10 protein-coding genes, 1 tRNA gene and 1 pseudogene are annotated in these 10,769 nt (G+C 47.5%); 3 read left to right on the top strand and 9 right to left on the bottom strand.

The window, feature by feature from the left end:
• The coding region (locus AACT35_RS08350) for a hypothetical protein (protein WP_216820543.1) at window positions 1–350 on the top strand (350 nt) is incomplete at its 5' end.
• Between the two features lie 93 nt (window positions 351–443).
• Here the strand turns inward: AACT35_RS08350 and AACT35_RS08345 are convergent.
• From AACT35_RS08345 to AACT35_RS08325, 5 genes are all read right to left on the bottom strand, one after another.
• On the bottom strand, window positions 444–989 hold the full coding sequence (locus tag AACT35_RS08345) for a hypothetical protein (RefSeq protein ID WP_012307742.1): 546 nt from the start codon (window positions 987–989) through the stop codon (window positions 444–446).
• 36 nt (window positions 990–1,025) lie between these two features.
• The gene (locus AACT35_RS08340; protein ID WP_256376222.1) at window positions 1,026–1,160 is read right to left on the bottom strand and encodes a hypothetical protein; all 135 of its coding nucleotides are present in this window, start codon (window positions 1,158–1,160) and stop codon (window positions 1,026–1,028) included.
• Window positions 1,161–1,281: 121 nt separating this feature from the next.
• Window positions 1,282–1,767, bottom strand: coding sequence for an allophycocyanin subunit alpha-B (gene apcD / locus AACT35_RS08335; protein ID WP_012307741.1), 486 nt, complete (start codon window positions 1,765–1,767; stop codon window positions 1,282–1,284).
• A gap of 180 nt (window positions 1,768–1,947) precedes the next feature.
• Window positions 1,948–4,512, bottom strand: coding sequence for an alpha-glucan family phosphorylase (gene glgP / locus AACT35_RS08330; RefSeq protein WP_012307740.1), 2,565 nt, complete (start codon window positions 4,510–4,512; stop codon window positions 1,948–1,950).
• Between the two features lie 215 nt (window positions 4,513–4,727).
• A tRNA-Ser gene (locus tag AACT35_RS08325) sits at window positions 4,728–4,816 on the bottom strand.
• A gap of 80 nt (window positions 4,817–4,896) precedes the next feature.
• Between AACT35_RS08325 and AACT35_RS08320 the strand changes: the two genes are divergently transcribed.
• Both AACT35_RS08320 and AACT35_RS08315 read left to right on the top strand, forming a co-directional pair.
• Window positions 4,897–5,478 carry a TIGR04376 family protein gene (locus AACT35_RS08320; RefSeq protein ID WP_099239425.1) on the top strand — a complete coding sequence of 194 codons (582 nt, stop codon included), beginning with the start codon at window positions 4,897–4,899 and terminating at the stop codon, window positions 5,476–5,478.
• A gap of 41 nt (window positions 5,479–5,519) precedes the next feature.
• A complete protein-coding gene (locus AACT35_RS08315) occupies window positions 5,520–6,104 on the top strand; it encodes a Uma2 family endonuclease (protein ID WP_099239423.1) in 585 nt (194 codons plus the stop codon).
• Here the strand turns inward: AACT35_RS08315 and AACT35_RS08310 are convergent, their stop codons facing one another.
• From AACT35_RS08310 to AACT35_RS08295, 4 genes and pseudogenes are all read right to left on the bottom strand, one after another.
• Window positions 6,105–6,251 carry a hypothetical protein gene (locus tag AACT35_RS08310; protein WP_158227962.1) on the bottom strand — a complete coding sequence of 49 codons (147 nt, stop codon included), beginning with the start codon at window positions 6,249–6,251 and terminating at the stop codon, window positions 6,105–6,107.
• A 7-nt stretch (window positions 6,252–6,258) separates the two neighbouring features.
• Window positions 6,259–8,985, bottom strand: a complete 2,727-nt coding sequence (locus AACT35_RS08305) for a class I SAM-dependent DNA methyltransferase (protein WP_099239421.1) — start codon at window positions 8,983–8,985, stop codon at window positions 6,259–6,261.
• 150 nt (window positions 8,986–9,135) lie between these two features.
• Window positions 9,136–10,431, bottom strand: coding sequence for a homoserine dehydrogenase (locus AACT35_RS08300; RefSeq protein ID WP_030006628.1), 1,296 nt, complete (start codon window positions 10,429–10,431; stop codon window positions 9,136–9,138).
• A 76-nt stretch (window positions 10,432–10,507) separates the two neighbouring features.
• Window positions 10,508–10,769 (bottom strand): annotated as a pseudogene (locus tag AACT35_RS08295) (hypothetical protein); the annotation flags it as partial.

The raw sequence follows: 10,769 nt of genomic DNA, 5'->3' as shown, positions 1-10,769 counted from the left end.
TTGCCACCCTGGAAACGCAACTTGCCGCCGCAAAAAATCCGGCCCCGGCAGAAACAGCAAGCCTGAAGGATCACACCGTCCCGGATACCCTAGAACCGCCGATCCTGGCCGCCACCATCCAACCCCGTACCGACTCTACCCCCGTCTTGGTGAGTAGCCCCAGTGGCAAACCCTGCATTCCGCCAATTCTCGCCCAAGGGGTGACGTTTCAAACTGTCGCAGCGGCGATCGCCTCCTTTGAACCCCCAATTCTCGCTGCCGAAATTCACTGTCGCACCGAAACCTCAAGCCCCAGCCTCACCACCCCCAGCGGCAAACCCTGCATTCCACCGATTCTTGCCCAAGCCTAAACCAATTTCCCCTTGGGGAGATGCCATAGGATAGAGAGAGCTCTTCCCTGGAGAAAGGTCGCAAATACAAAACTGACTTCCCAGGGAAAATATCTAAGCGGCTTGGAAAATAGACCAGAATTGGGCAATCTCAATTTGAAACTGAGAAAATAAATATCCCCCCAAGGCAAAACTCCCCAGGCCCATCCCACTGAGAATGAGGAACACCTGCCACACCCGATAACCGCGAATCTGTAAATCTAAGTGACACAAAATCCCCGCTGAAAGCAACACAAAAAAGCGGACAAATTGCTCTAGCCAACAAATAATCAAGACCGCCGCAAAGGCCCAGGCTAAGACCGATGTAAAGGCCTTAGCATCGGAGCGCAACCAAGTCCCAAATAACAATTGCATGATTCGTAGAGGAGCCACTAAGACCACCATCAAAAGCAGCACAAGTCCCCCGCCAAATCCCCAGGCCATCTTAAAGGCGATCGCCTGATCAATAGGCCAGAAAAACCATGTCTGATGCCCTAAGAGCCATGCCTGCCACGCGGGAATCATTTCCCCCACCAGCCAACCAAACACCCCATAGGCCAAACAAAAAAGTCCCAAGGAAATCCAAGGAAAACCATAATCTTGGGTTCGTGATGCTGTCATCTCTATTCTTTACCCACGGACAAATCCTGTTACTTGCTAGGATACCCAACAACCATCCTTCCCTGGGGAAGGTGGCTGAAAGCCGGAAGGGGTAATTCCCTGGGGAAGGTGGCTGAATGCCGGAAGGAATTCTCCCTTGAGGGAGGTGGCCGTCAGGCCGGAGGGTGTCATTCTCCCCTTGAGGGGAGTTAGAGGGGTGGCTCGAAAGCAATAAAAAATCAGGGTGCGCAAACAACCCTGATCCCCAACGGAATAATTGAATTGAATTAGACCGCAATCCCAGAACTCAACCCTAGGACATTGCTTGGGTAATGAAGTCAAAATAAGGAGCAGCAATTCTTGCTTCCTCTGAATCAAGCACACCAAGGGCGGCATCCTTGAGGCAGCGAATCGCATCAACCATCCCAGGCACCGGTACACCGAGGGCGTTGTACATTTCCTTCACCCCAATTAAACCAATCCTTTCAATGGGATCTTTGTCGCCAGCGAGGATACCGTAGGTCACCAGACGTAGGTACCAACCGTAGTCCCGCAGACATTGGTTATATTGCTTCGTGGTGGCTGCATTCCCGCCCGAGGTTCGATATTCTGGGTGGATGCTAAACAGTTGCTTTTGGGCTTGGTCAACGATTTTCTTTTCGTTGTCGGCAAGGGCCTCCGCAATGCGGATCCGTACCGCCCCAGTGGCTAAAAAGTTTTTAATCCCCGAGAGTTCACCGCTGCTGGGATAGCGGAGTTCGTCATCGGCTCTCAGGATAACTTGACTAACGACGCTCATATTATTGCTGTTTTAATAAATGGATTCTTGCTTAGTTTAATAGCTTAGACTATTGTCTCACAAGGCATTCGGGCTTTAATGATTGCCCGATAATTTTAAGAAACGTAAACTCTCTCAGGGAAAGTTCTTCCCCAGTATAGGGGTAAATTGCCACTGGCATCGTCTCCTGGACGGTTTGTCCTAGGCCCAACGGATGAGCCGGGGCTCGGTGGCATCATCTAGGTGAGGGTGGTGGGGGAGAATACGTAGGGCCATGCCTTGGTAGCCACTTTTTTTGTATTGCACAACGCCTTGGTAGATCGCTTTTTGGTCGGTGGTCAGGCCCTGGAAGGTCATAGGGTAACTTTCGCCGTTAATGAGTTCGTCCTGGTCATTGATGGTGCCGAGGTAAATTTGCACGGCCAGATCGTCTGGGGTCAGGGCCGCGAGATCGAGAATTGCTTTGACATGGACGGGCTGTTGAATGTCGATTTCGGCGGACTCTCCGACATCAAAGGCTTCGACGCGGATATTGTACCAGGCCTTAAAGAGTTGGGATTTCCAATCGGCGAGTTCTTGGACGGCTTGGTAGTGATTGTCGCTGAGTTCAAAATGGCGATCGCTCAATTTAAAATAAGCCTTCTGGGCATAGTCCCGGAGCATCCGCGACGTATTAAACATGGGACAATTCAGACGAATCGCTTCCTTCATTTTATTAACCCAACCTTCGGGGACATCGAAACTGTTGCGCGTATAGAACAGCGGCACAATTTCTTTTTCTAGCAGTTCATACAGGGCACTGGCTTCTACCCGGTCTTGGTAATCTTGATCATCGTAAATTTCCCCGTGTCCGATCGCCCAACCGGTGCGGGTATAGTCGGCCTCATCCCACCAGCCATCAAGGACGCTTAAATTCGGCAGGCCATTCATCGCCGCTTTCATCCCGGAAGTGCCAGACGCTTCCCGGGGGCGTCGGGGAGTATTAAGCCACACATCGCACCCAGACACCATTTTGCGGGCAATGTGAATATTGTAATTGGGTAAGAAGACGACGTAATCTTCGAGGCCTTCTTCCTGGACGGTATGGATGATGTTGCGGATTAGTTCTTTCCCCGGAATATCTTTTGGGTGGGCTTTCCCGGCGATAACAAATTGCACTTGACGCTCTGGATTGCCGAGGATAATTTTTTTAATGCGTTCAATGTCATACAAAAAGAGGTTAGCCCGTTTGTAGGTGGCAAAGCGACGGGCAAAGCCAATGGTCAGGAGGTTGGGCTTGAGTACCTGGCGGGCTTTGGCGATCGCCGCTTCAGTGGCCCCTTGTTTTTGCAGTTGCTTGGCGAGGTGCTGTCGAATATAGACAACCAAATCGGAGCGTTGACGCTCGTGGTTACGCCACAGTTCTTCGTTGGGAATGGTGCTCACTTTTTCCCAGATATGGCTTTCGGCGGGGGCTTCATCCCAGGTGGGGGCCAGATAGCGGTCGTAGAGATCTTGGGTGGCGGGGGCGGTGACGCTGCGGGCATGGACACCATTCGTGATCGAGGTAATCCCCACTTCATCGCGGGGAAAATCTGGCCACAAGCTATGGAACATTTCCCGGGAAACTTGGCCATGGAGTTGACTCACACCATTGATAAAAGCACTGTGTTTGAGGGCAAAGATCGCCATATTAAAGGGCGCTTCTAGATCCCCTGTATTCTCCCGACCCAGGCCCAGGAAGCGGTCTGGGGAGAGGCCAAATTTTTCGGCATAGTGGCCCACATAATGCAGGGTTTGCTCCGGGGAAAAAAGATCGAAACCAGCAGAAACCGGGGTGTGGGTCGTAAACATTTGGGTCGAGAGGGCAAACTGTTGGGCATGGCGGAAGGTTAAGCCCTGCTCTTGCATGAGTTTGCGGATGCGCTCCAGGATCAAAAAGGCGCTGTGGCCTTCGTTCATGTGGTAGACCGTCGGTTTGTAGCCTAGTTTTTCGAGCATGCGCACGCCGCCGATACCCAGGAGGATCTCTTGGTGGAGCCGGAGATCGCGATCGCCTCCATACAGTTCGTCGGTAATGTCGTGGTCATAGGGGTTAGTATTCTGCTCAATGTTGGTGTCTAACATATAGAGGGGCACCGTCCCCACATCGATGCGCCAAACCCGTGCGTAGATCATCCGCCCCGGAAATTCCACCTCAATGATCAGTTCATTTCCCTGGTCATCTTTTTCTAAATGGAGGGGCATATTGTAGAAATCATTGATCGGATATTCTTCCTGTTGCCAGCCGTCATGGTTGAGATACTGGGCGAAATAGCCCTCCTGGTACAGCAAACCAACGGCCACTAGGGGTAAACCAAGATCACTGGCGGATTTGAGGTGATCCCCCGCAAGAATCCCCAATCCCCCGGAATAGATCGGCAGGCAGTAGCTGAGGCCATACTCCGCACAAAAATAGGCATAGCATTCTTTGCCTTTGGTTTCGCCCCGTGCTTTGTGGTACCAGGTGTGTTGTTGGAGGTAGTCATCGAGCTGTTCAATGGCCCGTTCCATGTGGGCGATAAAACCGTCATCCTTGGCTAGTTCATCGAGGCGGGCTTGGTCAACGCGACCCAACATCGCCACCGGGTTGTGGCTCGTCTGCTGCCATAGGTCTGGATCGAGGCGAACAAAGAGACTTTTTGCGGCGACATTCCAATCCCAGTGGATGTTATGGGCGAGGCGGCGTAGGGGTTCCAGGACAGGGGGTAAAACGGCTTTGACCTGAAACTTGTGGGTCGGTTTCATGGGAAAAATCCTTCAACGGACAACGGGATGATCTGTCTTTAATAAATAGCGAATTCCCTTTGATTTTCTGGCGATCGCCCCTGGGGAATTTATAAATCGATAGAACTCCACACATTTCTTCTGAAAGCCCAAGGAACCGGGGAAATACTAAAAAATCCCGCCAATCGTAGGGAGTTGCGGGAAATACAGGGGAATATATTTAGTTAATTTTGGTACGGAGAGAGAGGGATTCGAACCCTCGGAGCCGCGTACACGACTCGGCACATTAGCAATGTGCTGCTTTCGACCACTCAGCCATCTCTCCTGGCGTGACGATAAATGATTGTAGCAGACCTCCCTAAAAAAAGCTAACCTAAAGTCAGCAATTGTGAAAACGGCGGAATTATGGGTCTTTTTAGCGAAGTTGGGCAGTTTTTTGAGACGCGATTAGAGGAATTTCTCAAGGCACATCCCCAGTTAGAACTCCAGGCGATCGCCGAGCAACTCCAAGAACAAGAACGAGAAGCCAACCGCCTTACCCAGGATCTACAACAGCAATTGACCCAGGTGGAGCAACAGATCGCCCAGGTGGCCCAGGATATCCAACATTGGCACCAGCGGGTACAACAGGCCGAAGCGGGTCGGAGACCGGATCTCGCCAGCGCCGCCAAAGCGAGGGAAGCGGCCCTCCTCCGCCAGGGGAATCAACTCTGGGGCAAGATGCAAGGCACCAAAAAACGCATTGAACAGGCCCAGTCTCTTTTGGTGCAGCTCCAGCAGAAACGCCAGGAAGTGAAGCAAAAAATGGATGAACTGCAAGCCTCCCAAAAAGTAGAGGATGCCTACACCAGCAGTTGGGAGAGTTTTAGTGGTACCAGTGGCGATCGCCAAACCTACAACAGTGCCACCGATCCCCTCGAAGCCCAGTTCCAAAAGTGGGAAATGGACGAACAAATTCGGCAAATGAAGCAAAAAATGGGCCGCTAGTTTTTCACTAAGTGACTCAGCTTAGAATGAGGAAAATAACGATGATTGCAACACCTAAGTTTCCAGAAAAAATGACTGCTGCGGAATATCTCCAGTGGGAAGAACGGCAGGAACTTCGCTATGAATATATTGATGGTGAAGTTATTGCAATGACCGGAGGTACTTTACCCCATAATGATATTGCACTCAATTTTTATAGCCTCTTACGGCCTCATTTGAAAAAGCGAGGTTGCCGAGTAAATGTATCTGATGTGAAAGTGCAAGGCAAAGCGAATCGGCGTTATTTTTATCCGGATCTGGTGGTCAGTTGTCATCCGGAAGATCTCAAAGCGCGTAAATGGATTCAGTATCCAAAAGTAATTGTTGAAGTTTTATCACCAAGCACTTCAAGTTATGACAGCAAAGAAAAGTTGAAATATTATCGACAAATTCCCAGCCTAGAGGAATATATTTTGCTTGATTCTGAGCATATTTATGTAGAACTTTATCAACGGCAAACGGGAGAAATGTGGGGCTATCGAGATTTCGGCGTTGACGATACGCTGGTGATTCCAAGTATTGAATTTGAGTGGGCAGTGGCAGATATTTATGCTGATGTAGTTCTAACAGCAGAGGATAGTGAATAATTAGGCGATCGCATTGATCAATAAGTCACTATCAAGGGCATTTGATTGTCGAGCTTGATTAGCAGGATAAATTCTTTGGTGAGTTTTTTCGAGACTAATAAGTTCATCATTAATATTTTCTGCAACCTTTAAATAGGCAGCAATCATATCACTTTCATTTTGTACTTTGTAGGAGTGGTGTTATCAGTTTCTCGTATTCATTAAATAAAAATTCGATGCGGTTGAGTTCGCTGGTAAAAGCTTGAGGACGGTAACAAAGATCCACCGCTTTATCGAGTTTTTGGTGGGCTTTCATTAAGTCGGGGGGCATAGTAAGCGGATCATAAAGATCGGCAAGGCTACTATCGGGATATTTGTCTCTGGTGTCTAACACTAACTGCGCTGCTTTTTCGACTGTTTGTTTTTGTTTCTCGGTTACGTCCTGTGGAAAAGGAAAATTGTTATAGACAATGGTATTAGAATAACGGTAATCACTTTTTAATCTTCCACATGTGTACTTGACCCAAGTCATGTGCATTTCTGAAGTCAAAATCCCAAAATCATAAATTGTTGCATTAGGAATAGTTGAAACTTGATCATTCGCAATAACTAAGCGACTTATTCCATAACCTATTGGAATGTATTTTCTTCTCTCTGAAGATACACGAGGTAGTAATAAATAATCACTTTTGGGCTGTCTTATTTCACCAAAGAGTGTTGGAAATTCAGCTAGTTTTTGGGTTGCTTTTCTTGTACTTTCACTGCGAATACTCTTCACTTTCTGAACTCTTTCATAGACTCTAGGTAAATTTTTAAGCTCTTTAGGTGAAATGTTAACAAGCCAAAAACAGTAACGAGAATAACCATTAATAAACTCCTCTGATCCAGTATAAGGTTTAATCCACTTTTCTGCTTCTGGCTCTTGCTGTAGAAAGGAATCCTTTTCGGATTCTGTAAGAATTAAGTTCCCTCTATCATTAGGCATACTGCCATACATGATTGCAGGTCTTGGAGAAATTCCAGTTCGCCTACTACTAATAACAAGATCATTACCTCCAGCTAGATATGGATTAATGTTTTTAACAATGATCTCAGTTGGTTCACTATTGATATTGATATAATCAAATATTCTTTTCTTTCCAATATCTTTTGTCCCAAAGCCAATAATTACACAGTGCACGGCAGCATTACTCTTTGCTTCATTTGTCCAATTAAAAGTACGATGTGCGAAATAGATTTTAATATTATAGGTTTCATACATTTCTCTCCATAAAATACTGACCTGTTCACCCTGAGAGATAGAATTTGTGCTCACAAAAGAACAAGATATGTTGGTTTCTTGAATAATTTGAGCCGCCTTAATATACCAAGCTGTTACGTAGTCTAAAACTCCAGCACCTTTGACACTATCAAAAACAGACTTCATGTCTTTTTTTTGTTGTGAATCTTGAAAGGATTTTCCAACAAAAGGCGGATTGCCGAGAATGTAATTTAACTTTTCCTTTGGGATCACTTCTTCCCAATCAATCCGTAACGCATTCCCATTCACAATTCTGGCAGCCTTCTTTAGCGGCAACCGGACAAAATACTGCCCAAACTCATTACTCACCTTGATATTCATCTGATGATCGATGAGCCACATCGCCACCTCTGCCACCCGTGCCGGAAACTCATCATATTCAATGCCCCCAAACTGATCCACATCCACCTTCAGGAACAAACGAATATCAATAAACCCCTCCTCCTTCTTGTAAAGCTCTTTGAGGATCAATAACTCTAGATCTCGCAATTCCCGATAAGAAATAATCAAAAAATTTCCACAGCCACAAGCCGGATCAAGAAAATGTAATTCCCCAAGCTCATCATGGAGCCGCTTTAACGCCGTTGGACTGCCTTTTGCCTTCTTGAATTTCTCGTGCAACTCATCCAAAAACAAAGGCTTAATCACCTTCTGAATATTTTTCTCAGACGTGTAATGCGCCCCCAAATTTCGTCGAGTCTGCTGATCCATCGCCGCTTGGAACATTGACCCAAAAATGGCCGGAGAAATTTTCCCCCAATTAAATCCACAAGCTTCTAATAACATTTCTCGCATTTTGCGATCAAAAGCCGCAGGCGCTAACTGCTCTTCAAATAACTTGCCATTCACATAGGGAAACTGTCCTAAACTCTCATCCAGATTTTTTAACCGCTTCTCCGGTGGCGTATTCAACACATGGAAAATATGCCCCAAGTGCATCGCCAAATCACTACCATCTTCTTTGGTATGAACATCGAGATATTCCTCAAAAATTCCCTTTTCAAAAATGCCTGTGTCATCTGCAAATAAACAAAATAACAACCTCACTAAGTAAACTTCTAGATCATGACCCGTATAACCAATCTCCCTGAGACGGTCATGCAGCTTACCCATCAACTCCGCCGCGTGAATATTAACCGGATCTTCATCCTTATAGGTTCGCTGCTCATATCCCGCAATAAAATCAAACAGATGAACATAATTGACGAAATCTTTTAGGAGAAATTCATGGGTCTGATCCGTTTCGAGGTCATAAAGCCGGAATTGAGCGAAATCCGACACCAAAATATATCGGGGTAGCTCATGCTCCTTTAACCCCGGAAAATAATCTTTTGCCTGTTCAAATGCCTTATCTAAACTTTTTCCTCGTGATTTATGCTCAACAAGAATATTTCCCTTCCATAACAGGTCAATAGAACCTTTCTTATTCCCTAATTTGTTAACTGACTTCTCAAATGTTGCGATTCGCTTACGGGAAATGCCAAATACCTGAAAAAAATCATTCCAAAACGATTGTGCTTCTGATTTTTCTGACTCCTCAAATTCCCACTCCTTCGAGAAGGCGATCGCCCGACTTTTGATTTCATTCCAACTTAAAGGCATTATTTCTCGATATCCTCAAAAAGTATCGCTAAAGAGGCATTTATTCACTAACTTAGCCCAACTCTGGAAAACATCGTCAGAATTGTAGACAAATTAACAAAAAATCCTCCAGAAATTTGGAGGATCAAGAATTTTGCAGTTGAATGATTACTAAAGGACGCGGAGAATACTCGGCACTTCCTTGATCGCCTCTAGGCCTTCGATTTCTCGCATGGCTTCCCGGAAATTCGCCTCATGGACATCGTGGGTCACGACGACGATCTCAGCGCAATCATCCTGAAGACCAATCTGCACGACTGATTCCAAGCTCACTTGGTGCTGCCCAAAGCAAGTCCCCAGATCGCCGATCACACCGGGCAAATCCCGCGACAAGAAGCGCGCATAAAAACGAGTTTTTAGGGTATCAATGGGCAAAATTTTGCTGTAATGCTCATGGGTGCAGCCCAGGAGAGGGTTGAGTTTCTGGATCACTTGGTCAGAATGCAACAGACCCACCACATGGACAATGTCAGAAACTACGGCGCTGGCCGTTGCCCCAGCCCCAGCCCCAGGGCCATAAAACATTACCTGACCGAGGGGTTCCCCTTCCACGAGGATCGCATTAAAGACACCATTCACACTGGCGATGGGATGATCTTCTGGTACTAAAGTCGGGTGAACGCGCAACTGTAGGGCATCTTCTTCGAGGTCTGGTCGTTCGGCGATCGCCAATAATTTGATCACAAAACCGAGCTTTTTCGCAAAACTGATATCTGCCGCACTAATGGAACGAATCCCTTCGCAGTAGACATCTTCCCGCCGAATTCGTCCCCCAAAGGCCAAGGAAGCGAGAATCGCAATTTTGTCCGCCGCGTCGCCCCCATCCACATCGGCACTGGGATCGGCTTCGGCATAACCCAATTTTTGGGCCTCGGCTAATACTTCCCCAAAGTCCGCCCCGTGCTGGGCCATCTGGGTGAGGATATAGTTGGTGGTGCCATTGATAATGCCAATGACACGGGTAATGCGGTTCACTCCTAAAGATTGCTTGAGGGGTTTAATGATCGGAATGCCACCGCCCACCGCCGCCTCAAGGAGCACATAGACCCCCGCTTTGTTCGCTGCGGTGTAAATTTCTTCACCATATTTGGCAATCACTGCTTTGTTGGCCGTGACCACATGTTTCCCGTTGGCGATCGCCGCCAGGATGAGAGTCCGCGCTGGCTCCAGGCCACCCAACAACTCAACCACCACCTGAATCTCTGGATCTTTGACGATGGCCTCTAGATCAGTGGTTAGGCAACCCGCTGGTAAATCAATGTTGCGGGGCTTGTCTAGGGAGCGCACCCCTGCCCGTTTCAAAACCACTTCCCCCAACAGCGGGTGGCGGCCCTGGGGCGACAGCAAAATTTCTGCGGTGCCCGTGCCAACCGTTCCTAAGCCAAGTAAACCAATTCCGATAGCCACAATGTTTTCTCTAGTGCAACATCAAGATAATGTTTCCATTATCCCCCATTACCTGATCTCCCAACTTAGGGATCAACTACTTCCGATGGTGAATTTCTAAAATATAGGGATAATATTGCCGTTGTCCCCGGGAGCCAACCCAAACTTGGTACAGTCCTTTTTGCCATTCGCCGCGAATTGCCGGATTTTGACCCACCGCATCGTCATTGCACCACACGCCACCGGGGCCTTTGACCACGAGCACCGTATCCCCGGCACTTTCAACGCTCAATTTTAAATCATTAAAAAACGTCATCAAGCTGAGGCGATGGTCGGCATGGTTATCGATAAAACCAACA

The organism is Synechococcus sp. BDU 130192 (assembly GCF_963876085.1).
Classification (GTDB): Bacteria; Cyanobacteriota; Cyanobacteriia; order Cyanobacteriales; family MRBY01; genus MRBY01.
Note: the sequence above shows the minus strand (reverse complement) of the source record. Positions and strands in the feature narration are given on the sequence as shown.